Source organism: Cupriavidus sp. SHE (assembly GCF_000812445.1).
Taxonomy (GTDB): Bacteria; Pseudomonadota; Gammaproteobacteria; order Burkholderiales; family Burkholderiaceae; genus Cupriavidus; species Cupriavidus metallidurans.
The window spans coordinates 177,746-203,173 of the sequence record NZ_JWMB01000042.1 but is presented as its reverse complement, the minus strand read 5'-3'; the positions used below and the strand labels follow the sequence as shown (position 1 = coordinate 203,173).

At 62.9% G+C, this 25,428-nt stretch carries 23 protein-coding genes; 21 read left to right on the top strand and 2 right to left on the bottom strand.

Annotated features, from left to right (window positions below):
- Positions 1-142 precede the first annotated feature (142 nt).
- From gyrA to aroA, 7 genes are all read left to right on the top strand, one after another.
- A complete protein-coding gene (gene gyrA / locus RN01_RS21230; protein ID WP_024570695.1) occupies positions 143-2,836 on the top strand; it encodes a DNA gyrase subunit A in 2,694 nt (897 codons plus the stop codon).
- Between the two features lie 82 nt (positions 2,837-2,918).
- Entirely contained in the window at positions 2,919-3,488 is a 570-nt protein-coding gene (locus RN01_RS21225) for a DUF2059 domain-containing protein (protein ID WP_011515564.1), read from the top strand.
- 168 nt (positions 3,489-3,656) lie between these two features.
- Positions 3,657-4,820 carry a 3-phosphoserine/phosphohydroxythreonine transaminase gene (gene serC / locus RN01_RS21220; protein ID WP_008643651.1) on the top strand — a complete coding sequence of 388 codons (1,164 nt, stop codon included), beginning with the start codon at positions 3,657-3,659 and terminating at the stop codon, positions 4,818-4,820.
- Between the two features lie 100 nt (positions 4,821-4,920).
- Complete coding sequence (gene pheA, locus RN01_RS21215) at positions 4,921-6,084, top strand: prephenate dehydratase (RefSeq protein WP_011515565.1); 1,164 nt, start codon at positions 4,921-4,923, stop codon at positions 6,082-6,084.
- A 19-nt stretch (positions 6,085-6,103) separates the two neighbouring features.
- A complete protein-coding gene (hisC, locus tag RN01_RS21210; protein ID WP_017511704.1) occupies positions 6,104-7,228 on the top strand; it encodes a histidinol-phosphate transaminase in 1,125 nt (374 codons plus the stop codon).
- A 9-nt stretch (positions 7,229-7,237) separates the two neighbouring features.
- Complete coding sequence (locus RN01_RS21205; RefSeq protein WP_017511705.1) at positions 7,238-8,146, top strand: prephenate dehydrogenase/arogenate dehydrogenase family protein; 909 nt, start codon at positions 7,238-7,240, stop codon at positions 8,144-8,146.
- Positions 8,147-8,189: 43 nt separating this feature from the next.
- On the top strand, positions 8,190-9,503 hold the full coding sequence (gene aroA, locus RN01_RS21200; protein ID WP_017511706.1) for a 3-phosphoshikimate 1-carboxyvinyltransferase: 1,314 nt from the start codon (positions 8,190-8,192) through the stop codon (positions 9,501-9,503).
- 27 nt (positions 9,504-9,530) lie between these two features.
- Here aroA and RN01_RS21195 read toward each other — a convergent pair whose 3' ends face one another.
- Positions 9,531-9,761 (bottom strand): DUF2061 domain-containing protein, encoded by a 231-nt coding sequence (locus RN01_RS21195; RefSeq protein ID WP_008643656.1) that lies wholly within the window; start codon positions 9,759-9,761, stop codon positions 9,531-9,533.
- Between the two features lie 158 nt (positions 9,762-9,919).
- Between RN01_RS21195 and cmk the strand changes: the two genes are divergently transcribed.
- The 11 genes from cmk (at position 9,920) to cysM (ending at position 21,269) form a co-directional block, all read left to right on the top strand.
- A complete protein-coding gene (gene cmk, locus RN01_RS21190) occupies positions 9,920-10,579 on the top strand; it encodes a (d)CMP kinase (RefSeq protein WP_008643657.1) in 660 nt (219 codons plus the stop codon).
- Between the two features lie 143 nt (positions 10,580-10,722).
- On the top strand, positions 10,723-12,417 hold the full coding sequence (gene rpsA, locus RN01_RS21185) for a 30S ribosomal protein S1 (protein ID WP_008643658.1): 1,695 nt from the start codon (positions 10,723-10,725) through the stop codon (positions 12,415-12,417).
- A 33-nt stretch (positions 12,418-12,450) separates the two neighbouring features.
- A complete protein-coding gene (locus RN01_RS21180; protein WP_017511707.1) occupies positions 12,451-12,858 on the top strand; it encodes an integration host factor subunit beta in 408 nt (135 codons plus the stop codon).
- 228 nt (positions 12,859-13,086) lie between these two features.
- Positions 13,087-13,410 carry a lipopolysaccharide assembly LapA domain-containing protein gene (locus RN01_RS21175; RefSeq protein ID WP_008643660.1) on the top strand — a complete coding sequence of 108 codons (324 nt, stop codon included), beginning with the start codon at positions 13,087-13,089 and terminating at the stop codon, positions 13,408-13,410.
- Between the two features lie 3 nt (positions 13,411-13,413).
- The gene (gene lapB, locus RN01_RS21170) at positions 13,414-14,643 is read left to right on the top strand and encodes a lipopolysaccharide assembly protein LapB (RefSeq protein ID WP_017511708.1); all 1,230 of its coding nucleotides are present in this window, start codon (positions 13,414-13,416) and stop codon (positions 14,641-14,643) included.
- A 57-nt stretch (positions 14,644-14,700) separates the two neighbouring features.
- Entirely contained in the window at positions 14,701-16,074 is a 1,374-nt protein-coding gene (locus RN01_RS21165; protein WP_008643662.1) for a UDP-glucose/GDP-mannose dehydrogenase family protein, read from the top strand.
- Positions 16,075-16,153: 79 nt separating this feature from the next.
- Positions 16,154-17,098 (top strand): D-glycero-beta-D-manno-heptose-7-phosphate kinase, encoded by a 945-nt coding sequence (gene rfaE1 / locus RN01_RS21160; RefSeq protein ID WP_011515574.1) that lies wholly within the window; start codon positions 16,154-16,156, stop codon positions 17,096-17,098.
- A 26-nt stretch (positions 17,099-17,124) separates the two neighbouring features.
- Positions 17,125-18,120 (top strand): ADP-glyceromanno-heptose 6-epimerase, encoded by a 996-nt coding sequence (gene rfaD, locus RN01_RS21155; protein WP_017511709.1) that lies wholly within the window; start codon positions 17,125-17,127, stop codon positions 18,118-18,120.
- Positions 18,121-18,380: 260 nt separating this feature from the next.
- Entirely contained in the window at positions 18,381-18,710 is a 330-nt protein-coding gene (locus RN01_RS21150; protein ID WP_024570696.1) for a helix-hairpin-helix domain-containing protein, read from the top strand.
- A gap of 220 nt (positions 18,711-18,930) precedes the next feature.
- A complete protein-coding gene (locus RN01_RS21145) occupies positions 18,931-20,256 on the top strand; it encodes a solute carrier family 23 protein (RefSeq protein ID WP_024570697.1) in 1,326 nt (441 codons plus the stop codon).
- Positions 20,257-20,366: 110 nt separating this feature from the next.
- A complete protein-coding gene (gene cysM, locus RN01_RS21140) occupies positions 20,367-21,269 on the top strand; it encodes a cysteine synthase CysM (RefSeq protein ID WP_024570698.1) in 903 nt (300 codons plus the stop codon).
- A 79-nt stretch (positions 21,270-21,348) separates the two neighbouring features.
- Here the strand turns inward: cysM and mltB are convergent, their stop codons facing one another.
- Positions 21,349-22,455, bottom strand: coding sequence for a lytic murein transglycosylase B (mltB, locus tag RN01_RS21135; protein WP_024570699.1), 1,107 nt, complete (start codon positions 22,453-22,455; stop codon positions 21,349-21,351).
- 164 nt (positions 22,456-22,619) lie between these two features.
- Here mltB and RN01_RS21130 point away from each other — a divergent pair, with 164 nt between their 5' ends.
- The 3 genes from RN01_RS21130 (at position 22,620) to RN01_RS21120 (ending at position 25,394) form a co-directional block, all read left to right on the top strand.
- A complete protein-coding gene (locus tag RN01_RS21130) occupies positions 22,620-23,543 on the top strand; it encodes a histone deacetylase family protein (protein ID WP_008643671.1) in 924 nt (307 codons plus the stop codon).
- A 173-nt stretch (positions 23,544-23,716) separates the two neighbouring features.
- A complete protein-coding gene (locus RN01_RS21125; protein ID WP_008643673.1) occupies positions 23,717-24,751 on the top strand; it encodes a methionine ABC transporter ATP-binding protein in 1,035 nt (344 codons plus the stop codon).
- Complete coding sequence (locus RN01_RS21120) at positions 24,741-25,394, top strand: methionine ABC transporter permease (RefSeq protein ID WP_011515580.1); 654 nt, start codon at positions 24,741-24,743, stop codon at positions 25,392-25,394. The genes RN01_RS21125 and RN01_RS21120 overlap by 11 nt, the downstream gene beginning before the upstream one ends.
- Positions 25,395-25,428 lie beyond the last annotated feature (34 nt).

Below are 25,428 nucleotides of genomic sequence, written 5' to 3'. Positions count from 1 at the left end.
GGGAGCGAGGGGTTCCCGCGGGGTCGGGAAGGGGGGTGCGTGCATGATAGAATGCCATGTTCGCCCGATGCCGTATGCCGGTCTCCGTCATGCGGGAATCGGAGTCCCATTTGCCTAAACCCGCCGCATAAACCACGTCGCAATGGATCAATTCGCCAAAGAAACCCTTCCGGTCTCACTGGAAGAGGAAATGCGCCGCTCATACCTAGATTACGCAATGAGCGTAATCGTGGGGCGCGCGCTTCCCGACGTTCGGGACGGCCTGAAACCGGTACACCGGCGCGTGCTCTTTGCGATGCATGAGCTCAACAACGACTGGAACCGGCCGTACAAGAAGTCGGCCCGTATCGTCGGCGATGTGATTGGTAAATATCACCCGCACGGCGATACCGCGGTGTACGACACGATCGTGCGTATGGCGCAGAATTTCTCCCTGCGCTACATGCTGGTCGACGGTCAGGGCAACTTCGGTTCGGTGGATGGAGATAACGCGGCGGCAATGCGTTATACCGAAATCCGCCTGTCGAAGATTGCCCATGAAATGCTTCAGGATATCGACAAGGAAACTGTCGATTTCGAACCGAACTATGACGGTTCGGAGAAAGAGCCTGGCATTTTGCCGGCGCGTATTCCGAATCTTCTGATCAATGGTTCGTCGGGTATTGCGGTCGGCATGGCCACCAATATTCCGCCGCATAACCTCAATGAGGTTGTCGATGCCTGTCTGCATCTGCTGCGTAATCCCGATGCCACCGTCGATGAACTGATCGAATTGGTGCCGGCGCCCGATTTTCCGACCGCCGGCATTATCTATGGCATCCAGGGCGTGCGCGAAGGCTACCGCACTGGCCGCGGCCGTGTGGTCATGCGCGCCCGCACGCACTTCGAGGACATCGACCGGGGTCAGCGCCAGGCGATCATCGTCGACGAACTGCCGTACCAAGTGAACAAGCGGACACTGCTCGAGCGCATTGCCGAGCTGGTGACCGAGAAGAAAGTCGAAGGCATTTCGGACATCCGCGACGAATCTGACAAGTCAGGTATGCGCGTGGTGATCGAACTCAAGCGCAATGAGGTGCCTGAGGTCGTTCTGAACAACCTATATAAGAACACCCAGCTCCAGGACACCTTCGGCATGAACATGGTGGCCCTGGTCGATGGCCAGCCGCGCCTGCTGAACCTGCGCCAGATGCTGGATGCGTTCCTGTCGCACCGGCGCGAGGTGGTCACCCGCCGTACCGTGTTCGAGCTGCGCAAGGCGCGCGAGCGCGGTCACGTGCTGGAAGGCCTGGCCGTGGCGCTGGCCAACATCGACGAGTTCATCGCGATCATCAAGGCTGCGCCGACGCCGCCGATCGCGAAGCAGGAACTGATGTCGAAGCCTTGGGATTCGGGTCTGGTGCGCGAAATGCTGTCACGTGCCGAAAGCGACACTGCGGGCGGCCGCGCATCGTACCGCCCGGACGGTCTGCCGGCGGTGTTCGGCATGCAGCCGGATGGCCTGTATCGCCTGTCCGACGGTCAGGCTCAGGAAATCCTGCAAATGCGCCTGCAACGCCTCACGGGGCTTGAGCAGGACAAGATTGTCCAGGAGTACCGCGAGGTCATGGGCCTGATCGCCGATCTGCTCGACATCCTGGCCCGCCCGGAGCGCATCGCGACGATCATCACCGACGAGCTTGGAGCGATCCGGGCGGAATTCGGCGACGAGCGCCGTTCGCAGATCGAGCTGAACGCGACCGAACTCGATACCGAGGACCTGATCACGCCGCAGGACATGGTCGTGACGCTGTCGCATTCCGGCTATATGAAGAGCCAGCCGATTTCCGAGTACCGCGCGCAGAAGCGTGGTGGGCGCGGCAAGCTGGCGACGGCGACGAAGGAAGACGACTGGATCGACACGCTGTTCGTCGCAAACACACACGACTACATCCTGTGCTTCTCGAACCGTGGCCGGCTGTACTGGCTGAAGGTCTATGAGGTGCCGCAGGGCTCGCGCAATTCGCGTGGACGGCCGATCGTGAACATGTTCCCGCTGGCCGACGGCGAAAAGATCAACGTCATCCTGCCGGTGCGCCAGTTCGATGCCGAGCACTTCATCTTCATGGCCACGGCGCGTGGCACGGTGAAGAAGACCGTGCTGACTGATTTCTCGAATCCGCGCAAGGCGGGCATCATCGCCGTGGATCTCGACGAGGGCGACTTCCTGATCGGTGCCGCCGTGACCGACGGCCAGCACGACGTCATGCTGTTCTCCGACGCCGGCAAGGCCGTGCGATTCGATGAGAACGACGTGCGTCCGATGGGCCGGCAGGCACGCGGTGTCCGCGGCATGAACCTCGATGAAGGTCAGGCCGTGATCGCCATGCTGGTTGCGCCGGCCGAATCCGCGGAAACGGAATCGTCGGTGGCAGAGGGAGACGTGCCTCCAGTGGGCAGCGTCCTGACCGCAACCGAGAATGGTTACGGCAAGCGCACTCCGATCTCCGAATACACTCGACACGGACGTGGCACCAAGGGCATGATTGCGATCCAGACGAGCGAGCGCAATGGCCGCGTGGTGGCTGCGGCGCTGGTTTCGCCCGAAGATGAAATCATGCTGATCACGACCGGCGGCGTGCTGATTCGCACCCGCGTGGCCGAAATCCGCGAGATGGGTCGTGCTACGCAGGGTGTGACGCTGATCAACGTCGACGAAGGCACCAAGCTGTCGGGTCTGCAGCGCATCGTGGAAAGCGACGCGGACAACGGTTCGGGGGCAGAGGAAGGCGAAGCGGGCGATGATGCCGCGGGCGCCACCGATGCCGGAGCCACTGACGCGGATGCGAATTCGTAATTTGTTGCAACATTGGAACCACGGCCGGAACTCGCCAGACGGCCGTGCGGACTAATCCGGACGTATTTTCCAGGGAGTCATAATGCTCAAAACCTATCGACGTATCGCTGTTCTGGCTGCAGTTGCTCCGATGATGATGCTGGCGCAAGCCGCGCACGCACAGGCGGACGACAAGGATAAGACCGCGGCCATCAAGGAACTGCTGACCGTCATGCAGGCCGACCAGGCTGTGAAGGGTCAGGCCGACAACTGGCAACAGGGCGCGAAGCAGGAAGCGCCGCTGGTGCTGGAGCAGGTGCTGGTTGAGAACAAGACGCTGAACGACAAGCAGAAGCAGGCTGCTGTCGAGAAGCTCAAGAAGAACGGCGCTGTACAGCGCATGGTCGATGGCGCCGGCACGGCCTTCTCGACGGATGCGTTCAAGCAGGACGCCCTCAAGGCTCACTACGACGCCTTCGGCAAGTACTACTCCACGCAGGAAATCAAGGACCTGACCACGTTCCTGAAGTCGCCGACCGGCCAGAAGTTCATGGCCAACCAGGGCAAGGCCACTCAGGAAATCTGGGGTTCGATGATGCAGAAGTACGGCCCGCAGGTTGGCAAGTCGATGCGTGACGCCGCCGAGAAGGAAATCGCCGCCGCTGCGAAGTGATCGGCAAGTGATCCGCAGGTGATCGGTGGCTGGCCTGTGGGGCATTCTCCCGGGCTGGTCTGCCGCTCACACCGCCCCTGGCCGGCACCCATGGTGTCCAAGGGGCGTGGGTTTGAGGGATAATGGCTGCTTGGTTCAAACCGGCAGCCATTTTTCCATCTTCCCTCCATGAACGATCCCCAGAATCCCGCCCTCGTCGGCCTGCAACGTTCGCTGGCCGAGCGCGTGTTCAATTTCTCGCCTGGTCCGGCCGCACTGCCGACTGAAGTCCTGCATCAGGCCGCCGAGGAAATGCTGTCGTGGCGCGGCACGGGTGTATCGGTGATGGAGATGAGCCACCGCAGCCGTGAGTTCGAAGGCATTCACAACGAGGCGCTGGCTGACCTGCGCGAACTGCTGCAGGTGCCCAAGAATTTCCGCATCCTGTTCCTGCAAGGCGGTGCGATCGGCGAGAACGGCATCGTGCCGCTGAATCTTGCCAGTCGCATCAACGCAGCAAAGCCGAAGACCGATTTCGTCGTCACCGGCACGTGGTCCGTCAAGACCGAGCAGGAAGCGCGTCGCTACAGCGAAGTCAACATCGTGGCTTCGAGCCAGGACCAGAAGTGGCACAAGATCCCGGATGTGGCATCGTGGAAGCTGTCGGACGATGCCGCGTACGTGCACCTGTGCACCAATGAGACGATCGTTGGCACGGAGTTCCAGGAAATCCCAGACATTGGCCAGACCGGCACGCACGACAAGGGCCGCATCGTCGTGGCCGATGCGTCGAGCCACATCCTTTCGCGCCCGATCGACTGGTCGCGCGTGCAGGTGGTCTATGGTGGCGCCCAGAAGAACATCGGCCCGGCCGGTGTGACGATCGTCATCGTGCGCGAAGACCTGATCGGTTTCGCGCATCCGCTGTGCCCGTCGGCGTTCAACTGGCGCCTCGTGGCCGAATATGATTCGATGTACAACACGCCGCCCACCTATGCGATCTACATCGCCGGGCTCGTGTTCAAATGGCTCAAGGCCCAGGGCGGTGTGCCCGCGATCGAGCAGCGCAATATCGCCAAGGCGCGCGCGCTGTACGACTTCCTGGACCAGAGCGACTTCTACCGCAACGAAATCGACCCCAGCTGCCGCTCGCGCATGAACGTACCGTTCTTCCTGCGCGACGAATCGCGCAACGAAGCGTTCCTGACCCAGGCGCGCGCGAACGGCCTGGTACAGCTCAAGGGCCACAAGTCCGTGGGCGGAATGCGTGCAAGCATCTACAACGCGATGCCGCTCGAGGGTGTTACCGCGCTGATCGAGTTCATGCGCGAATTCGAGCGTACCGCCGCCTGACGGCGGTCAAAGCGTCGCGCCGCGCACAGCCATGCGCGCGGCGTGGCTTCGCCCCAGACTTTCCGAGGCCGCCTTTTCGCGCGGCCCGCCAGGCCTTGATATGACAGAGCAAGACAAGTCCCCCGCCGCCGATGCCCCCGCACAGGAAGCCGGGCGCCAGGACGCTCCTGGACCCAGCGCGCAGGAGCAGGCGTTGTCGGCCGATCTGGCGCCGTTGCGCACCCAGATCGACACCGTCGACCGTGAACTGCTGGCGCTGCTCAATCGTCGCGCCCAGCTCGCCCTCGACGTGGGCGAGGTCAAGAAGAAGTACGGCGCCCCGGTATTTCGTCCCGAACGCGAGTTGCAGGTGATCCGCAAGGTGCAGGGCGCCAACCCCGGTCCGCTGCTCGACGAAAGCGTGGCATCGATCTGGCGCGAGGTGATGTCCGCGTGCCGCGGCCTGGAAAAGCCGCTCGAGATCGCCTTTCTGGGCCCGGCCGGAACGTTCTCCGAGCAGGCGCTCTACGCGCACTTCGGCCACGAGGTGACGGGCGTGCCGTGCCCCAGCATTGACGAGGTGTTCCGTGCCGTGGAGGCTGGTACCGTCGAGTACGGCGTGGTGCCGGTAGAGAACTCGACCGAGGGCGCGGTGTCGCGCACGCTCGATCTGTTCCTGCAGACGTCGCTCAAGATCAGCGGCGAGATCGCGCTGAAGGTCCACCACAATCTCATGGCTTCCACGCCGGACATGAAAGGTGTGACCGTCGTGCGTGCCCATGCGCAGGCGCTGGCGCAATGCCAGAACTGGCTGTCCGCGAACTATCCGCATCTGGAGCGCCAGGCCGTGTCCAGCAATGCCGAAGCCGCGCGCATGGCCAGTGAGGACCCTACCGTTGCGGCGATTGCCGGTGAAACGGCGGCCAATCGCTATCACCTGCACATTATCCGTTCGCACATCCAGGACGATCCGCACAATCGCACCCGTTTCGCGGTGATCGGTCGCTATGAGACCGAGCCTTCTGGCAGCGATCAGACCTCGTTGATCCTGTCGGTGCCGAACAAGGCGGGCGCCGTGTATCAACTGCTGGCACCACTGGCCGAGAACGGCGTATCGATGTGCAGGTTTGAATCGCGCCCGGCGCGCAGTGGCGCGTGGGAGTACTACTTCTACGTGGATGTGGAAGGCCATCAGCACGAACCGGCCGTGACGCGCGCGATCGAGATGCTGCGTCGCAATGCCGCGTACCTGAAGGTCCTGGGCTCGTATCCATCCAGCAAATAACGGCAGCGAGGAGACAGACATGGCAGGGCAGGACAACGCGGCTGACTACTTTGGTCCGTCCTATGTGCGCAAGATCTCGCCGTATATCGCGGGCAAGCCGATCTCGGAAGTGGCTCGCGAGTTCGGACTCGACGAGGCAAGCATCGTCAAGCTGGCGTCGAACGAGAACCCGCTCGGTATGCCCGCCTCGGCTAAGGCGGCTATCGCCGCCGCGACGGAAGATCTGGGACGCTATCCGGACAGCAACGGCTTCGAGCTGAAGGCGAAACTGTCGGAGAAATATGATGTGCCGGCCGAGTGGCTGACGCTCGGCAACGGTAGCAATGACATCCTGGAACTGGCCGCGCACGCATTGGTGCGCAATGGCGAGTCGATCGTCTACGCCGAGTACTCGTTTGCGGTCTACGCACTGGCCACGCAGGAAGTTGGCGCGCGCGCCATCGAGGTCAAGTCGCGCGAGTATGGTCATGATCTCGATGCGATGGCTGCGGCGATTGCGCCCGACACCAAGCTCGTCTTCATCGCCAACCCGAACAATCCGACTGGCACATTCGTGTCCGCCGCCGAGATCGAGGCGTTTCTGGCCAAGGTGCCGCCGCATGTGGTGGTTGTGCTGGACGAGGCCTACAACGAGTATCTCGATGCGGGCCAGCAGTACGAATCGGTTGCCTGGGTGCGCAAGTATCCGAACCTGATGGTGTCGCGGACGTTCTCGAAGGCCTATGGGCTGGCGGGGCTGCGGGTCGGCTATGGCGTGGCACAGCCCCAGCTTACCGATTTGCTGAATCGTGTGCGCCAGCCGTTCAACGTCAACAGCCTGGCGCAGGCTGCTGCCGTGGCAGCGCTCGACGATACGGCATTTCTGCAACGCAGCGCCGAACTGAATCGTCAGGGCAAGGCGCGGCTGGTGGAAGCGTTCGAGCGAAGTGGGCTTGAATACGTGAAGTCGTCCGGCAACTTTGTCATGGTTCGCGTAGGTGGCGACGATGGCGCTGGCGCGCGGGTCAATCTGGCGCTGCTGAAGCAAGGTGTGATCGTGCGCCCCGTGGCCAACTATGGCCTGCCGCAGTGGCTGCGCGTGACGATCGGCCTGCCGGAAGAGAACGACGCGTTCATCGCGGCGCTGGAACAGGCCCTGAAGTGAAACTCAAGCATGTCTGAAACCGTGAGCGCATTGCATTTTTCGAAAGTCGTGATTGTCGGCGTCGGCCTGATTGGCGGATCGCTGGCGCTGTCGCTCAAGCGCGCGGGCGTGGTGGGGACGGTCGTGGGCGTAGGCCGTTCTGCGGCTTCGCTGGACAAGGCCAAGGCGCTTGGCGTCATCGACGAGGCCGCATCGCTCGAGGACGCGATGCGAGGCGCAAGTCTGGTAGTGCTGTGCGCGCCTGTGGCGCAGAACTTCGCATTGCTCCACGCGCTGGAACCACATCTGCAGCCGGGCACGATCGTGACCGACGCAGGCAGCACCAAGTCCGACGTCATCATGGCGGCCAAGACCGCGCTCGGCGACAAGGTTGCCCAGTTCGTGCCCGCCCATCCGATCGCGGGCCGTGAGTTGAACGGCGTGGAGGCTGCGCTCGACGATCTCTACGTAGGCAAGAAGGTGGTGCTTTGCCCGTTGCAGGAGAACTCGCGGGCGGACGTGGCCGCCGTGCGCGCCATGTGGGAAGCCACGGGCGCTGATTGCCATGTGATGTCGGCCGTGCAGCACGATGCCGTGTTCGCGTCGGTCAGCCATCTACCGCATCTGCTGTCGTACGCGCTTGTGGCCCAGGTGGCAAACGCGGAGGACGCGGCGCTGAAGCTGGACTTTGCGGGCGGTGGCTTCCGCGATTTCACGCGCATCGCGGCGTCGTCGCCAGAGATGTGGCGCGATATCTGCATTGCCAACAAGGATGCGTTGCTGCGCGAGATCAGTATCTACGAGTCCGTGCTGGCGCATCTGAAGACCAAGATCAAGGAAGGCGATGGCGCAGCGCTCGAACGGCTGTTCGCGCGTGCCAGCGACACACGCCTGAAATGGGGCGCCGCACGTGCGGCCGCCAACAACGTCGAACCCTGATGCCGCCAGCGCGCTCCGCGCGCAACGGCCATGCCGCAAAAACATGGAACAACTGACCCTCGGCCCCCTGACCCGTGCTTCCGGCACGGTGCGCCTGCCCGGCTCCAAGAGCATCTCCAACCGCGTGCTGCTGCTGTCCGCGCTCGCCACCGGCGAAACGCGCGTCCGCGACCTGCTCGATTCCGACGACACGCGTGTCATGCTCGAAGCGCTCAAGGTGCTCGGCGTGGCATGGCGGCGCGAGGGCAACGACTGCATCGTGTCCGGCGTGGGCGGAAATTTCCCGAGCAAGGCGGCAGACCTGTTCATGGGTAATGCCGGTACGGCGATCCGGCCATTGACCGCGGCACTGGCGCTGCAAGGCGGTACGTACAAGCTGAGCGGCGTGCAGCGGATGCATGAGCGGCCGATCGGCGATCTGGTCGATGGCCTGCGGCAGGTCGGCGCATCGGTGGATTACCTGGGCACGCCTGGCTACCCGCCTTTGCAGATCAACCCTGCGCAGATTCGCATCGATGCACCGATCCGTGTGCGCGGCGATGTATCGAGCCAGTTCCTGACCGCGCTGTTGATGACGTTGCCAATGGCCCAGGCGCAATCGGGTCGCATCGAGATCGAGGTGGTCGGCGAACTGATTTCGAAGCCGTATATCGAGATCACGTTGAACTTGCTGGCACGCTTTGGTATTGCCGTTGAGAGACAGGGCTGGGAGCGCTTTATCCTGCCGGCCGGCGCGCGATACCGTTCGCCGGGCGAGATTTACGTCGAGGGCGATGCGTCCACGGCATCCTACTTCCTGGCGGCGGGCGCCATCGGCGGTGGCCCGGTACGCGTGGAGGGTGTGGGCATGGCGAGTATCCAGGGCGATGTTCGGTTTGCCGATGCGCTGAACCGGATGGGCGCCAACGTGATGGCCGGTGGCAACTGGATTGAGGTGCGCGGCACCGAGCGTGACGACGGCCGACTCAACGGCATCGAGCTCGACTGCAATCACATTCCTGATGCGGCGATGACGCTGGCCGTGGCCGCGCTGTTCGCGGAGGGCACCACCACGCTGACCAACATCGCCAGCTGGCGGGTCAAGGAAACGGACCGCATCTCGGCGATGGCGACGGAGCTGCGCAAGCTCGGCGCGGAGGTGGAGGAGGGGGCTGACTACCTGAAAGTGACGCCGCCGGCCTCCCTGGCGACGTGGCAGACCCCGGATGCTGGAATTGGCACCTATGATGACCATCGGATGGCCATGTGTTTCTCGTTGGCCGCATTCGGCCCGTTGCCCGTGAAGATCAACGACCCCGGCTGTGTGGCAAAGACGTTCCCCGAGTACTTCGAGGTATTTGCCGGAGTGGCGCGGTAAGCGGTCACTCAGCCCGGGAGGCCATGATCAGGCGGCGGCGTAACGGGCCGCCGTCTTTGCTTCGGGGGTTGCTGCATGGGTTTTGGCCTGGCGTTCGCGGCGCTCCCAGAATTTGTCGAAGAAGTAGTGAGCCACCGTGTTCACGGCGGGCTCGATGAATGTAATCGCGCCGCTGATGGCCAGGCTGCCCGTCAGGGCGTAGGTCACGCTGAAAGCGATGCCCAGATGCATGATGCCGAAGGTCAGGGTCTTGGCCATGGTAGATTGCCTCGCGTTTGGGAATTCAGGGCGGTTGCGCGACCGCTTTTGTGGGGGAGCCGGGAGAGGGAAGGCCGGTAGCCGCGCAACCATGAGTCAAATGATAATGAGTATCAATTGATTCTAGAAATTAATAGTTTTTACGTTGGTAATAATCAATGACTATCGTTGATGTCATCACCATTGATGGCCCGACGGCATCCGGTAAGGGTACCGTGGCGCACAAAGTGGCGGATGCTCTCGGCTTTCATCTACTCGACAGCGGCGCGCTGTACCGTCTCGTGGCGCTGGCGAGCGACCGTGCAGACGTTGGCGTGCAGGACGTCGACACCCTTGCAAAAATGGCCGCGCGTCTCGATGTCAAGTTCGGCCCGGACCGGGTATGGCTGTCCGGCGAGGAAGTCAGTCAGACGATTCGCCTCGAAGCCATCGGTAACCGCGCGTCCGCGATCGCCGTGCACCAGCCCGTGCGTGATGCGTTGACTGCACTCCAGCGCGGCTTCCGCAAGCTCCCGGGCCTGGTGGCCGACGGCCGCGACATGGGCACGGTGATCTTCCCGGATGCCCCGCTCAAGGTGTTCCTGACCGCAAGCGTGGAGGCCCGCGCTCGTAGGCGCTATAAACAATTGATTGATAAGGGAATTTCTGCTAATATCGAAGACCTTTTGCGTGACCTTGAGGAACGCGACGCGCGGGATCGCACCCGTGCCGCCGCGCCGCTGCGTCCCGCTGAAGGCGCTTATCGCCTCGATACGTCAGAAATGACGGTGGAAGAGGCGGTGGCGCAGGTGCTGGAGTGGTTCGCCGCAGTGCGGTGATTAAAACCACTAGGCGCCAACCTGGACCTGTATCGGAACCCAACCCGTCCGGTACCGGTTGTTCAACTTGACCCCGCTGCGCAAGGCAGACTGAGCGCGATAGTCGCGCCGGCCCGCGTACTGCGGATTGCTAAATTACGTTTATGTCCGACCTGCAAACTAACGAATCCTTTGCCGCACTGTTCGAGGAATCGATCGCCCGCTCCAATATGAAGGCTGGCGAAGTGATTTCCGCTGAAGTCGTGCGCATCGACCACAACTTCGTGGTCGTCAACGCCGGCCTCAAGTCCGAGGCATTTGTGCCGGTGGAGGAGTTCCTGAACGACCAGGGCGAACTCGAAGTGCAGGCCGGCGACTACGTGTCCGTGGCCATCGACGCGCTCGAGAACGGCTATGGCGACACCATCCTTTCCCGCGACAAGGCCAAGCGCCTGGCATCGTGGCTGAACCTCGAGAAGGCGCTGGAAGACGGCGAGATCATCTCGGGTACCGTGACCGGCAAGGTCAAGGGCGGCCTGACCGTCATGGTCAACGGCATCCGTGCTTTCCTGCCGGGTTCGCTCGTCGACGTGCGTCCGATCAAGGACACCACGCCGTACGAAGGCAAGACCCTGGAATTCAAGGTCATCAAGCTCGACCGCAAGCGTAACAACGTCGTGCTGTCGCGCCGCGCCGTGGTGGAAGCCACGCTGGGCGAAGAGCGTCAGAAGCTGATGGAAACGCTGAAGGAAGGCGCGATCGTCAACGGTATCGTCAAGAACATCACCGACTACGGCGCGTTCGTGGACCTCGGCGGTATCGACGGCCTGTTGCACATCACCGACCTGGCATGGCGTCGTGTGCGTCACCCGAGCGAAGTGCTGTCGGTTGGCCAGGAAATCACCGCCAAGATCCTCAAGTTCGACCAGGAAAAGAACCGCGTCTCGCTGGGCGTGAAGCAACTGGGCGAAGATCCGTGGGTGGGCATCTCGCGCCGCTACCCGCAAGGCACCCGCCTGTTCGGCAAGGTGACCAACCTGACCGACTACGGCGCGTTCGTCGAGATCGAAGCCGGTATCGAAGGTCTGGTGCACGTGTCCGAAATGGACTGGACCAACAAGAACGTGGCTCCGTCGAAGGTTGTCCAGCTGGGCGACGAAGTGGAAGTCATGGTTCTGGATATCGACGAAGACAAGCGTCGTATCAGCCTGGGCATGAAGCAGTGCAAGGCCAATCCGTGGGACGATTTCAGCCGCAACCACAAGAAGGGCGACAAGCTGACCGGCCAGATCAAGTCGATCACCGACTTCGGCGTGTTCATCGGTCTGCCTGGCGGCATCGACGGCCTGGTGCACCTGTCCGACCTGTCGTGGCAAGAGTCGGGCGAAGAAGCCGTGCGCAAGTACAAGAAGGGCGACGAAGTGGAAGCTGTCGTTCTGGGCATCGACGTCGACAAGGAACGCATCTCGCTGGGCATCAAGCAACTGTCGGGCGATCCGTTCAACAACTTCATCTCGGCCAACGACAAGGGCTCGCTCGTGAATGGCACGATCAAGGCCGTTGACGCGAAGGGCGCCGTGGTGCAGCTGGCTGACGACGTGGAAGGCTACCTGCGCGCTTCGGAAATCTCCGCCGATCGCGTGGAAGACGCCCGCAACGTGCTGAAGGAAGGCGAGCAGATCACCGCCCTGGTGGTGAACGTCGACCGCAAGTCGCGCAACATCAACCTGTCGATCAAGGCCAAGGATTCCGCAGAGCAGCAAGAAGCGATGCAGAAGTTCCAGGCTGACACCGGCACGGCTGGCACGACCAACCTCGGCGCACTGCTGAAGGCCAAGCTCGGCCAGGACAACCAGTAATATCGAGCCGCGCCGCGCGCAGCGAGACCGCCCATGACCAAGTCAGAGCTCGTCGAAAAACTGGCTGCCCGCTTTCCGCAGTTGCTGCTGCGGGATGCGGACATCTCGGTGAAAACGATTCTCGACGCGATGTCCGAGGCGCTGGCCGATGGCCATCGCATCGAAATCCGAGGTTTCGGCAGTTTTGGTTTGAACAAGCGGCCGCCCCGCGTGGGCCGCAACCCCAAGTCCGGCGAACGAGTGCTGGTGCCCGAGAAACGGGTGCCGCACTTCAAGGCTGGCAAGGAGTTGCGCGAACGCGTCGATCGTACGGTGGCGCAGGGCGGAGGCATGAACGGCAACGGTCATGCCCCGCACGGCAAAACCGGGCAATCGCAGCTTGGCTCGCAATCGCCGGCGTCGTTGCACGATGATGGTCAGCTCAATCTGGTCCGGTCCTGATCGGACTGGAAGGCTTGCTGGCCTGACTGGAAGTCTGTTGGAAAGCGCTCCCTCGGGGGCGCTTTTTTGTTGCGCATCTGTTGATCCCGTCTAGTCGCGATGCGACCAATGGTTACCGTTTGTCATAAGTGATTCCGTTACAATGCCGGGAATCCGTCGCCGGAGATGTCCGGATGCGTTTCCTGCATATCCTGACGATTCCGATCCAATTTCGATGGCTCTGACCGCATGAAACTCGTCGCCTGGATTTTCCGCATTGTCCTGTTCGTCCTGTTGTTCGTGCTGGCCCTGCGAAACACTGGCGATGCATCCCTGCAACTGTTCTTCGGTGCGGTTTGGCATGCGCCGCTGATCCTGATCCTGCTGGCAGCGTTCGCCTTGGGCATCGTTGCGGCATTGGCTGCCGTGGCGCCGGGACTGATGCGACAGCGCATGGAGGCAGGGCGCTTGCGACGGGCGCTTGGCGAAGCGCGGGCCACGTCGCCCGCCGAGGCAGTGCCGCCCGAGGCCAAGCCCGGCGTTCCTTATAACGTAGTCGGTCCGAAAGTCTGACCCATGATGTTTGAAACCTGGTGGCTGCTGGCGTTGCCACTTGTCTTTGGCCTTGGCTGGATGGCGGCGCGCTTTGATCTGCGCCAGCTCATCAGCGAGCAGGGCGCCTTGCCGCGCTCGTACTTCAAGGGCCTCAATTTCCTGCTGAACGAACAACCGGATCAGGCAATCGACGCCTTTGTCGAAGTGGCGCGCCTCGATCCGGAAACCACCGAGCTTCACTTCGCGCTCGGCGCGCTGTTTCGCCGCCGTGGCGAAACCGAACGCGCGATTCGCGTGCACCAGAACCTTGCCACGCGTCCCGATCTGCCGGAGCCTGAACGAGAGCACGCGTTATATGAGTTGGGGCAGGATTTCCTGCGCGCCGGTCTGCTAGACCGTGCGGAAGAGTCGCTGCGCCGGCTGATGTCCGGTCCCTACGCGGCCTCGGCCAAGCGTGTGCTGCTCGAACTGTATGAAGTCGAGAAGGAGTGGCAGAAAGCCATCGAAGCGGCACGCGAACTGCAAGCACTCGACCAGCAGGACTATCGCGTGCAGATCGCTCAGTTCTGCTGCGAGCTGGCCCAAGATGCGCTGCTGAAGAAGCGTCCCGAGGATGCGGTGGAATGGCTGCGCCGTGCCATGCAGGAGAATCCCGCCAATGTGCGCGCGCCGATCCTGCTTGGCGACGTCTCCGCCGCAGGCGGTGACACTGAAGGCGCGCTCAAGCAATGGCTGGCGATCGAAGCGCAGGATGCCGCCTATGTGCCGCTCGTCGCCGACAAGGTTGTGAAGGCGTATGCGGCGCTCGGCGAACAGGGCAAGGCACTGGAGTGGCTGCACGGCCTGCTGAAGGGCAACCTGGCCCCCGAACTGCTCGATACGGCGTATCGCACCGAACTTGAAGTGAACGGCCCCGTCGCCGCGGCTACTTTGATGCGCGAGCAACTGCGTCGTCAGCCGACGCTGCTCGCCTTGACCAAGTATTTCGAGGCGCAGGCCGCCGAGAACCAGGCGGCGCAGAAGCAGTCGGCCGAATCCGCCGAGCCCGCCGAAGGCGGTGGGGATGCCGTGATCGACCCGCAGGCGCAGGAAACGGCCGCCATCCGCGATCTGCTGCAACTGCGCACTCGCAATCTGGCGCGTTATACCTGCCGCGAATGTGGCTTCCGCGCCCGCCTTTTCTACTGGCAATGCCCCGGCTGCAACCGCTGGGAAACGTATGCGCCACGCCGCTCCGAAGCGCTGGGCTAAGCCGCTACACGCAATGCCCCGGGCGATCAAGATCATTACTATTCTGGAGCTTCCGCAATGAAAGTCACGATTATCGGTAGCGGCTATGTCGGTCTGGTGACCGGCGCCTGTCTGGCCGAACTCGGCAACTCCGTGTTCTGCCTCGATGTCGACGAAAAGAAGATCGCGCTGCTGAATGCCGGCGGCGTGCCGATCTACGAACCAGGCCTGAAAGAGCTGATTGACCGCAACCGTGCGGCCGGCCGCCTGACGTTCTCGACCGATGTTGCCGCCAGCGTCGAACATGCCGACGTACAGTTCATCGCCGTGGGTACCCCGCCGGACGAAGACGGCTCGGCGGATCTGAAGTACGTGCTGGCAGCGGCCCGCAATATCGGCCGGCATATGACCGGCTTCAAGGTGGTGGTGGACAAGTCGACCGTGCCGGTTGGCACAGGCGATCGCGTCAGCGCCGTGATTCGCGAGGAACTGGCCGCGCGCGGTCTGGAAGACCTGCAGTTCTCGGTGGTATCGAACCCCGAGTTCCTGAAGGAAGGCGCGGCCGTGGAAGACTTCATGCGTCCGGACCGTATCGTGCTGGGCTGCGCGCCCGACGTTGCGGGCCGCCATGCGCAGGCGATCATGCGTCAGCTCTACTCGCCGTTCAATCGTAACCACGAGCGCACGTTCTATATGGATGTCCGTTCGGCCGAGTTCACCAAGTACGCCGCGAACTCGATGCTGGCCACGCGTATCTCCTTTATGAACGAGCTGGCCAATCTGGCCGACGAGGTCGGTGCGGACATCGAACTCGTGCGCCTCGGCATCGGTTCGGATCCGCGTATTGGCTATAGCTTCCTGTACGCCGGCGCAGGCTATGGCGGTTCGTGCTTCCCGAAGGACGTGCAGGCGCTGATGCGCACGGCTAGCGCCCACGGCAAGCCGATGCGCGTGCTGGAGGCCGTGGAGGCCGTCAACGATTCCCAGAAGCAGGTGCTTGGCGACAAGATCATCAAGCGTTTTGGCGAGGATCTGACAGGCAAGACGTTTGGTGTCTGGGGTCTGGCATTCAAGCCAAATACCGACGATATGCGCGAGGCGCCGTCCCGCGTGCTGGCGCGCGAGCTGATTTCGCGCGGCGCGTCGTTGCGCGTGCATGATCCGGTGGCGATGGAAGAGGCGCGTCGCGTGATCGAGCTCGATCTGGCCGATATTCCGGACGCCATGGCGCGCATCCAGTTCTGCAATGCCCAGATGGACGTGCTCAAGGACGCCGACGCACTCGTGATCGTGACCGAATGGAAGGTGTTCCGCAGCCCGGATTTCTCGCAAATTCGTAACATGCTCAAAACGCCTGTCATTATTGATGGTCGTAATCTCTACGAACCCGATGCCATGGCCGAGGCCGGCATCGAGTACCACGCGATCGGGCGCTCGAGCTCGGCGCGCTGACCCGTTCAATCCGCGTATCCGTGAGAGCCCGATCGAGCCGCGTCCCAGTTGGGCGCGGCCAGGGCGCAAAGGGAAGTTCATGAGCAAGAACCCGATTTCGCTGGATCAGATCCGACAAGCGCAAGTGCTGGTAGTGGGCGACATGATGTTGGACCGCTACTGGTTCGGCGATGTCGAACGCATTTCTCCCGAAGCCCCCGTGCCGGTGGTGCAGATCAAGCGCAGCGACGAGCGCCTGGGCGGCGCCGCCAACGTGGCGCGCAACGCCGCCGCGCTGGGCGCGAAGGTTGGCATGTTGGGGGTGGTCGGTGACGACGAACCCGGCCGCACGCTTGAGGCGCTGCTCAATGCCAGCCACGTGCAGCCGTACCTGCATCGTGATGCCAGCCTGAACACGACGATCAAGCTGCGAGTGGTGGCCCACCAGCAGCAACTGCTGCGTGTCGATTTCGAAAATGCGCCGGCCAGCGAAGTGCTGGCGTCGGTGCAGGACCGCTTCGGCACGCTGATCAGCGACTACAAGGTGCTGGTGCTGTCCGACTACGGCAAGGGCGGCCTGACGCATGTCGGCCGCATGGTCGAGGCTGGCCGCGCCGCAGGCCGGGCCGTGCTGGTCGATCCCAAGGGTGATGACTACTCGCGCTATCGCGGCGCCACGCTGATCACGCCGAACCGCGCGGAAATGCGTGCCGTGGTGGGTGCCTGGAAGACCGAGGCGGACCTGACGATCCGCGCCCAGAACCTGCGGCGCGAGCTGCAACTCGAGGCGCTGCTGCTGACACGCTCGGAAGAGGGCATGACGCTCTACACCGAGGCCGAAGTCCTGCATGTCTCGGCGCAGGCGCGCGAGGTCTATGATGTATCGGGGGCCGGCGACACTGTCATCGCCACGCTGGCCACCATGCTCGGCGCGGGCGTGCCGCTCAAGGAAGCGGTTCAGCACGCCAATCGTGCCGGCGCCATCGTTGTCGGCAAGCTGGGTACCGCCGTTGTTACTTATTCCGAATTGTTCGGCGCTGCCTGAGCGGCGCCACCGAGCCTGAATCCGCCATGACCATCATCGTGACCGGCGCTGCCGGCTTTATCGGCAGCAACATCGTCAAGGGCCTGAACGAGCGCGGCGAGACGAACATCATCGCCGTGGACAACCTGACCCGTGCCGAGAAGTTCAACAATCTCGTCGACTGCGAGATTGCCGACTACCTGGACAAGACCGACTTCGTCGCCCGCTTCGCGCGCGGCGATTTCGGTAATGTTCGCGCGGTATTCCATGAGGGCGCCTGCTCCGACACGATGGAGACCGACGGTCGCTACATGATGGAGAACAACTACCGCTACACGCTCGCCTTGCTGGAGGCGTGCCTGGAGCAGGGCGCCCAGTTCCTGTACGCGTCGTCGGCGGCCACTTATGGCGCTTCGACGATGTTTCGCGAGGACCGTGACTACGAAAAGCCGCTGAACGTCTACGGCTATTCCAAGTTCCTGTTCGACCAGGTGGTGCGCCGTCGCCTGCCTTCCGCCCATTCGCAGATCGTGGGCTTCCGCTACTTCAACGTCTACGGGCCGCGCGAATTCCACAAGGGCCGTATGGCGTCGGTGGCGTTCCATCACTTCAACCAGTTCCGCGCCGAAGGTACGGTCAAGCTGTTTGGCGAGTACAACGGCTACGCGCCGGGCACGCAGAGCCGGGACTTCGTGTCCGTGGAGGACGTGGTCAAGGTCAATCTGTACTTCCTGGACCATCCGGAGAAGTCCGGCATCTTCAACCTCGGTACTGGCCGGTCGCAGCCGTTCAACGACATCGCCGTCTCGGTGGTCAATGCGCTGCGGGAGTCGGAAGGCAAGCCGGCGCTCTCGCTCGAGGAAATGGTGCAGGAAGGGCTGGTCGAGTACGTCAAGTTCCCTGATGCCCTGCGCGGCAAGTATCAATGCTTCACGCAGTCGGACGTATCGCGCCTGCGTGGGGCGGGCTACAGCGACCAGTTCCTGACCGTGCAGGAAGGCGTCAGCCGGTACTGCAAGTGGCTGCTGGAGCGAAGCGCCTAAGGTTCGTTTGCAGGGGGCGTTCGTCGTCCCCTGTTGCGTGAAAACCGCGGACTGCAACGCGGTTATTTCGATTCGACACACAATGGCGCGAAGGTTGTGAACGTTCGTGTCCAGACGCTTCCGACGCCTGCTCGGACTCCTATCCTGCGTTTGCCCGTCGCCACCCGGCGGCCGGGCATCAACCAGACCAATGAACAGGAGTCTTTCTGATGCGCAGGACGTTCAATCTTTCCCTCCCTGAAATTTCGTTGCATCGCTGCATGCGTACCGCGCGCCGCGTGGGTGCCGCAATCGGGCTTTCGATGTCGATCCTGGCCATGAGCCCGGCTCATGCTGATGTCGATGCCAATAGTGCCGACGAAGTGGCGCTGGCCACGGTCAAGGGCATCGGGCCGGCCACTGCCAAGCGTATAGCCGATGAGCGTGGCAAGAACGGTGCATTCAAGGATGCCAACGACCTGGTGGATCGGGTCCCCGGCATCGGGCCGAAATCGGTGACCAACTTGCAGGCAGCGGGGTTGAGGTTCGGCAAGGCGCCGGACGTCGCGCGCAAGGATGCCCGGCCAGCGCCTAAGGCCGCCGCCCGCTGACGCCAGCGGATCCGCACCCGGGTCAACAGTCGCAGGCTGGTATGCGTTGTGCTTGCGGCACGAGGTGCCGTTTGCACGGCCCGGGGTGCGGAGTATCATGCGCAACGCCACTGCCGGCAGTGGTCGCCGGGCCGTGCAATCCGACAAAACCATCGAACAAGACCAACCAACTGGCGTGCCTGGTGTGGACCGGGCCGCCACTGAAAAGGGAGAGAACAACATGGCGAATGGCCAGGACAATGCGGGGGAGGAAGGTTTTTTTCCGAAGTGGCGGCTCAAGACCGAGGGCGTGATCGGCCCCGACGAGCGCCTGCCCGCCGGACAGACGCTGCTGGCGGGTATCCAGCACGTGGTGGCGATGTTCGGGTCGACCGCAATCGCACCGATCCTGATGGGTTTCCATCCTAATATCGCCATCCTGTTCTCGGGCATCGGTACCCTGCTGTTCTTCCTTTTCGTCCGCGGTCGCGTGCCTAGCTATCTCGGCTCGAGCTTTGCGTTCATCGCCGTTGTCATCGCGGCCACTGGCTATGCGGGCAGTGGTCCCAATCCCAATATTCCCCTGGCGCTGGGCGGCATCATCGCGGCGGGCGCCTTATATACGGTCATCGGCCTCGTCGTGCAGGCAGTTGGCTACGGTTGGGTGGAAAAGCTGATGCCGCCGGTCGTGACTGGTGCGATCGTCGCGGCAATCGGCCTGAACCTGGCGCCGGTGGCGGTCAAGGCGGTCAGCGCTGCGCCGCTCGATACCTGGGTGGGTTTGCTGACGGTGCTGGCTGTCGGCCTGATCGCCGTGCGCGCGCCAGGTATGCTTGGCCGCTTGCCGGTGCTGCTGGGCGGACTGGCCGGCTATCTCGCCTACTACATTGCCACCAACCTGATGGGGCTGGGCAAGGCCATCGACTTTTCGGGAGTGGCGGCGGCGAACTGGTTCGGCATGCCGGAGTTCACGGCGCCGGTATTCCAGGCCAATGCCATGCTGCTGATCGCGCCCGTGGCCATCGTGCTCGTGGCGGAGAATCTCGGGCATATCAAGGCGATCGGCGTCATGACCGGCCGCAACCTCGATCCGTACATCGGCCGCGCCTTCATCGGTGACGGTGTGGCAACGATGTTGTCGGCGGCGGGTGGCGGCACTGGCGTGACCACCTACGCCGAGAATATGGGCGTGATGGCGGTGACCAAGATCTATTCGACGCTGATCTTCGTGGTGGCGGCCGCCGTGGCTATCCTGCTCGGCTTCTCGCCGAAGTTCGGTGCGCTGATCCTGACGATCCCGGGGCCGGTGATCGGGGGCCTGACCATTGTCGTGTTCGGCCTGATTTCGGCGACGGCGGGCCGCATCTGGGTGCAGAACCACGTCGATTTCTCGAGCTCGCGCAATCTGATTACCGTGGGCGCCACGCTGACGGTGGCTGCCGGCGATTTGACCCTGAAGCTGGGCGGCCTGACGCTTGGCGGCATCGGTACCGCGACATTTGGCGCCATCCTGCTGTACCACCTGCTCGGCAAGGGCCGGACGCAGGAGCAGGGCCTGACGCATTGATCTGCCACAGGGAATCCCGCCGGCTGGGCGCCTGGAAATGGCCCGGCCGCCGGTGCGGATAAGTTGGGTGCATTACAATGGCCTGCGAAAAACCGACCGACACCGCACCCATGGCTTATAAAACGATTGAAGACACCATTGGCAACACGCCGTTGGTCCGACTCCAACGCATTCCCGGCACCGCGATCGAGGCACGCGGCAATGTGATTCTCGGCAAGCTTGAAGGCAATAACCCGGCAGGTTCGGTCAAGGACCGTCCGGCGGTGTCGATGATCCGCCATGCCGAGGCCCGTGGCCGCATCAAGCCCGGCGATACGCTGATCGAAGCCACTTCCGGCAATACCGGCATTGCGCTGGCTATGGCCGCGGCTATCCGCGGCTATCGCATGGTCCTGATCATGCCCGAGGATCTGAGTCTCGAGCGTCGCCAGAGCATGGCGGCGTATGGCGCCGAAATCATCCTGACGCCTGTCAAGGGTGGCATGGAATACGCCCGCGATCTGGCCGATGCCATGGAGCGTGACGGCAAGGGTGTGATCCTCGACCAGTTCGCCAATCCGGACAATCCGCTGGCGCACTACGAGACGACTGGCCCGGAGATCTGGAAAGACACTGACGGTCGCGTGACCCACTTCGTTTCGGCGATGGGCACCACGGGCACGATCACCGGCGTGTCACGCTATCTGAAGGAAAAGAATCCGCTGGTCCAGATCATTGGCGCGCAGCCGGCGGAAGGTTCGCGTATCCCGGGTATCCGCAAATGGCCGGAGGCGTATCTGCCGAAGATCTACGATCCGAAGTTCATTGATCGCCAGGAGCCCGTAACGCAGGCCGATGCGGAGCATATGGCTCGCCGCATGGCGCGTGAGGAAGGCATCTTTGCAGGTATCTCTGCCGCAGGCGCCCTGTGCGTGGCGCTGAGGATTGCCGAAGAAGTCGAGAATGCGACGATCGTGTTCGTCGTGTGCGATCGCGGTGACCGCTATCTGTCGACGGGCGTGTTCCCAGCCTGATCGCCCGGATTTGCCCTGAAAGAAAGGCCCCGCAGGCTTGCGCCGCGGGGCCTTTTTCTTTGCTGTCGCCGCTTGGTGTTCAGGCCATCGCGGCCTTCACGGCTTCCCCAAGCTGATACACCGTCAGCGCATAGAAGAAGCTTCGGTTGTACCGCGTCAGCACGTAGAAGTTGCGCAGGCCGATCACGTATTCGGTCGGCTGGTCGGGCGTCGGGAGATCGGCGATCAACACCCCTGTTTCGCCTTCGCGGGCGACGTCGATCGGTTCGTCCACGCGAAGTCCGGCGCGCGTGAGCTGGTTGAGTGTGCGTGTCGGCCACGGTTCGCCGTCGGCCGCGGCCGCGGCAACGCCTCGGCTGCCATCGTCGTTGGCGATCTGCCAGACCACCGGACGTCCCTGTTCCCAGCCATGCAGTTGCAGGAATCGGCCGACGCTGCCAATGGCATCGGTCGGGCTGTTGCGCAGGTCGATATGCCCGTCGCCGTCATAGTCGACCGCGTACTCGCGCAGGCTCGTGGGCATGAACTGCGGGATGCCGATTGCGCCGGCATAGGAGCCCAGCACCGAAAATACGTCGGTCTTGGTGTCGCGGCACCAGAGCAGGTAGTCAGCGAGCTGATTCCGGAAGAGCTTGGTGCGCGCCTCACGGTTCGGGGTGTCGGGGTAGTCGAACGCCAGCGTCGAGAGCGAGTCCAGGACGCGGAAGTTGCCCATGTCGCGCCCGTAGATCGTCTCCACCCCGATGATGCCGACGATGACCGATGCCGGCACGCCGAACTCGGCCTCGGCGCGACGCAGCGTCTCGCGGTTCTGCTGCCAGAAGCGTACGCCGGCGTTGATGCGGATCGGTTCGATAAAGCGTGACCGGTACGCCCGCCAGCTTTTCTTGCCCGGGGTGGTCGGCGGCATGATCAGTCGTGCGACCGTCGTGGAATAGACCGCCTGGCTGAACCATCCCTCGAGCTCGGCCCGCTGGAAGCCGTTGTTGGCCACCATCTCGTCGATGAATGCGCGGGTTTGCGGATGATTCTGATAGCGGCCCGGTTCGATCTCTTCTTCCCGGACGCTCACGCGGCGCTTGCCGGCGGCGAGAAGCCGAGGAGAAATGCCGCACAGGCCCAATGCGGCAGCGGTGAGTGCGGCGCCCATCAGCGGGCGGCGCAGGGTGCGCTGGTGGTCGGTCATGTTGTCCTTTGCAAGTCGCACCGAGTATAGCGGATGCGATGTACGCGACGCCTCGTCGAGGGCGTATTCCGGTGCGCCGCACACGACAGCCAACAGGCGCAGAAGCGCGGGGCACGTCATGTGCTAACGTAGCGTCTGGAGACGAACTTGACCCATAACGAATAATGTCAACGGGCTACTACACGCATCCGTCGTTCCTGATGCATGAGATGGGGCATTTCCATCCTGAATGCCCGGAACGCCTGCAGGCTATCGAGGACCATCTGATTTCGCACGGGATGGATGGCCTGCTGGACCGGCGGGAGGCGCCGGCTGCCACCGACGCGCAGATCGAGCGCGTGCACCGGCCCGAATATGTGGCCAGCCTTGTCGCGATGAGTCCCGCCACCGGCTACCACCCGATCGATCCCGATACCCTGATGAACCCGCACACGCTCACCGCTGCCAGGCATGCGGCTGGTGCGGCGGTGGCTGCCACGGACGCCGTCATTGCCGGCGAACTGGAGAACGCGTTCTGCTGCGCGCGTCCGCCGGGCCATCATGCCGAGCCCGATCGCGCGATGGGATTCTGTTTCTTCGATAACGTGGCGATTGCGGCACGACATGCGCTCACGGCGCACGGCCTGTCGCGCGTGGCGATCGTCGATTTCGATGTGCACCACGGCAACGGCACCGAGGCGGCTTTCCGCGACGACCCGCAGGTGCTGATGTGCAGCTTTTTCCAGCACCCGTTCTACCCGTACAGCGGCACGGAGCACTTTGCGCCGAACATGTCGAACATCCCGCTGCCCGCGTACTCCAACGGCCTGGCCGTGCGCGAGGTCGTGGAAACGATCTGGCTGCCGCGGCTCAACGAATTCAAGCCCGAGATGCTGTTTATCTCCGCCGGCTTCGATGCGCACCGCGAGGATGATCTCGGACAGATGGGGCTGGTCGAGCAGGACTATGCGTGGATCACGCAGCAGCTCGTCGATGTGGCGCGGGCTCATGCGAAGGGCCGAATTGTGAGTTGCCTGGAGGGGGGGTACAACCTTAGCGCCCTGGCGCGAAGCGTATTCGCCCACCTGAAGGTGCTGGTCGAGACCTGAAAGTGACAAAAACGCCGCTTATAGGGACGTCTATATGACGCCAGCGCATAAAGCCATCGAAAAAATCTCGTTTGAGGTATGAAGCGGATCGCATAAAATGCTCGCTTCACAAAAATAAAGTGCGGCAACAACGCAGGAGACCCCGCGATGTTGCCGTTTTCTTTTTACTTTCCATGATTGAACTGCAAGGACTCTCGCAGCGGTTCCCCGGCGGGTCGGGGGAAGTCCATGCGCTGCGAGACGTCAGCCTCTCCATCGCCTCCGGTGAGATCTTCGGCATCATCGGCCGAAGCGGCGCCGGCAAGAGCACGCTGGTGCGCGCCATCAACCTGCTGAACCGACCCACCAGCGGCCGCGTGATCGTCGCCGGCCAGGATCTGACCGCGCTCGACAAGGGCGCGCTGCGCGAGGCCCGCCGCGAGATCGGCATGATCTTCCAGCACTTCAACCTGCTGTCGTCGCGCACGGTCTATGACAATGTGGCGCTGCCGCTCGAGCTGGCCGGCAAGTCGAAGCAGGAGATCGCATCGACCGTGGAACCGCTGCTCGAACTGGTCGGACTGTCGAAGCTGCGTGACCGCTATCCCGCCCAGATCAGTGGCGGGCAGAAGCAGCGCGTCGGCATTGCGCGGGCGCTGGCCAGCAAGCCGAAGGTGCTGCTGTCGGACGAGGCAACCTCGGCGCTGGATCCTGAAACGACGCGCGCGATTCTCGACCTGCTCAAGCAGATCAATCGCGAGCTCGGCCTGACCATCGTGATGATCACGCACCAGATGGAAGTGATCAAACAGGTTTGCGACCGCGTGGCCGTGCTCGAGGCCGGTCAGGTGGTGGAATCGGGCCGCGTGATCGACGTGTTCCTGCGTCCGCAGCACGAAGTCACGCGCGCCATGATCGGCGACGTCATTGCCCAGGAACTGCCGGTGAGTGTGCTCAAGCGCGTGGAAAGCCGTCTTGGCAATGGGCGCGATCACGTCTATCGCCTTGCTTTCACGGGCGAGAACGTCGATCAGCCGGTGCTGGCCCAGGCAATCCGCCAGCACGGGCTCGATTTCAACATCCTGCATGGCCATATCGATGAGATCCAGGGCCAGGCATTTGGCTCGCTGGCAATCATGGCCACGGGCGAACTGGCCGACGTGCGCGCGGCCATGGACTATCTGCAGTCGCAAGGCGTAGTGGTGGAGGAGATCGAACATGTGGTCTGAGATGTTTGACCTGTTCCTGTCGTCGTTCGGCGAGACCCTGCTGATGGTGGCGATTTCCGGCGTGGTTGGCGCGCTGCTGGGCGTGCCGCTGGGCGTGCTGCTGCATCTGACGAATCGTGGTGGTGTGCTGTCGCACCCGCTGTTCAACCGCACGATCGGCGTGGTCGTCAACGCCGTGCGTTCGATCCCGTTCATCATCCTGCTCGTGGTGGTGATCCCGTTCACGCGTTTCATCGTCGGTTCCTCGATCGGCACCACGGCTGCGGTCGTGCCGCTGACGATCGCGGCGATCCCGTTTATCGCCCGTCTGGTGGAAGCCTCGCTGCGCGAGGTCGACAAGGGGCTGGTGGAGGCCGCGCAGTCGATGGGTGCCACCACAGGCCAGATCGTCTGGAAGGTGCTGCTGCCAGAGGCCATGCCCGGTATCGTGGCCGGTCTGACCATCACGTTTGTCAGCCTGGTTGGCTATTCCGCCATGGCCGGCGCGATCGGCGGTGGTGGTCTGGGTGACCTCGGCATCCGCTACGGCTACCAGCGCTACATCACGGAAGTCATGGTTGCCGTGGTGGTGATCCTGATCGTGTTCGTGCAAGCCGTGCAGAGTTTCGGCGACTGGCTGGTCCGCCGCATCAGCCATCGCTGATACAACGGCCGCTCAAATCAATCAAAGCAACGCA

Excerpts from the sequence above, each read along its gene's own strand:
- gyrA (WP_024570695.1), top strand. The coding sequence starts at position 143 with ATGGATCAATTCGCCAAAGAAACCCTTCCGGTCTCACTGGAAGAGGAA.
- RN01_RS21225 (WP_011515564.1), top strand. The coding sequence starts at position 2,919 with ATGCTCAAAACCTATCGACGTATCGCTGTTCTGGCTGCAGTTGCTCCG.
- serC (WP_008643651.1), top strand. The coding sequence starts at position 3,657 with ATGAACGATCCCCAGAATCCCGCCCTCGTCGGCCTGCAACGTTCGCTG.
- pheA (WP_011515565.1), top strand. The coding sequence starts at position 4,921 with ATGACAGAGCAAGACAAGTCCCCCGCCGCCGATGCCCCCGCACAGGAA.
- hisC (WP_017511704.1), top strand. The coding sequence starts at position 6,104 with ATGGCAGGGCAGGACAACGCGGCTGACTACTTTGGTCCGTCCTATGTG.
- RN01_RS21205 (WP_017511705.1), top strand. The coding sequence starts at position 7,238 with ATGTCTGAAACCGTGAGCGCATTGCATTTTTCGAAAGTCGTGATTGTC.
- aroA (WP_017511706.1), top strand. The coding sequence starts at position 8,190 with ATGGAACAACTGACCCTCGGCCCCCTGACCCGTGCTTCCGGCACGGTG.
- RN01_RS21195 (WP_008643656.1), bottom strand. The coding sequence starts at position 9,761 with ATGGCCAAGACCCTGACCTTCGGCATCATGCATCTGGGCATCGCTTTC.
- cmk (WP_008643657.1), top strand. The coding sequence starts at position 9,920 with ATGACTATCGTTGATGTCATCACCATTGATGGCCCGACGGCATCCGGT.
- rpsA (WP_008643658.1), top strand. The coding sequence starts at position 10,723 with ATGTCCGACCTGCAAACTAACGAATCCTTTGCCGCACTGTTCGAGGAA.
- RN01_RS21180 (WP_017511707.1), top strand. The coding sequence starts at position 12,451 with ATGACCAAGTCAGAGCTCGTCGAAAAACTGGCTGCCCGCTTTCCGCAG.
- RN01_RS21175 (WP_008643660.1), top strand. The coding sequence starts at position 13,087 with ATGAAACTCGTCGCCTGGATTTTCCGCATTGTCCTGTTCGTCCTGTTG.
- lapB (WP_017511708.1), top strand. The coding sequence starts at position 13,414 with ATGATGTTTGAAACCTGGTGGCTGCTGGCGTTGCCACTTGTCTTTGGC.
- RN01_RS21165 (WP_008643662.1), top strand. The coding sequence starts at position 14,701 with ATGAAAGTCACGATTATCGGTAGCGGCTATGTCGGTCTGGTGACCGGC.
- rfaE1 (WP_011515574.1), top strand. The coding sequence starts at position 16,154 with ATGAGCAAGAACCCGATTTCGCTGGATCAGATCCGACAAGCGCAAGTG.
- rfaD (WP_017511709.1), top strand. The coding sequence starts at position 17,125 with ATGACCATCATCGTGACCGGCGCTGCCGGCTTTATCGGCAGCAACATC.
- RN01_RS21150 (WP_024570696.1), top strand. The coding sequence starts at position 18,381 with ATGCGTACCGCGCGCCGCGTGGGTGCCGCAATCGGGCTTTCGATGTCG.
- RN01_RS21145 (WP_024570697.1), top strand. The coding sequence starts at position 18,931 with ATGGCGAATGGCCAGGACAATGCGGGGGAGGAAGGTTTTTTTCCGAAG.
- cysM (WP_024570698.1), top strand. The coding sequence starts at position 20,367 with ATGGCTTATAAAACGATTGAAGACACCATTGGCAACACGCCGTTGGTC.
- mltB (WP_024570699.1), bottom strand. The coding sequence starts at position 22,455 with ATGACCGACCACCAGCGCACCCTGCGCCGCCCGCTGATGGGCGCCGCA.
- RN01_RS21130 (WP_008643671.1), top strand. The coding sequence starts at position 22,620 with ATGTCAACGGGCTACTACACGCATCCGTCGTTCCTGATGCATGAGATG.
- RN01_RS21125 (WP_008643673.1), top strand. The coding sequence starts at position 23,717 with ATGATTGAACTGCAAGGACTCTCGCAGCGGTTCCCCGGCGGGTCGGGG.
- RN01_RS21120 (WP_011515580.1), top strand. The coding sequence starts at position 24,741 with ATGTGGTCTGAGATGTTTGACCTGTTCCTGTCGTCGTTCGGCGAGACC.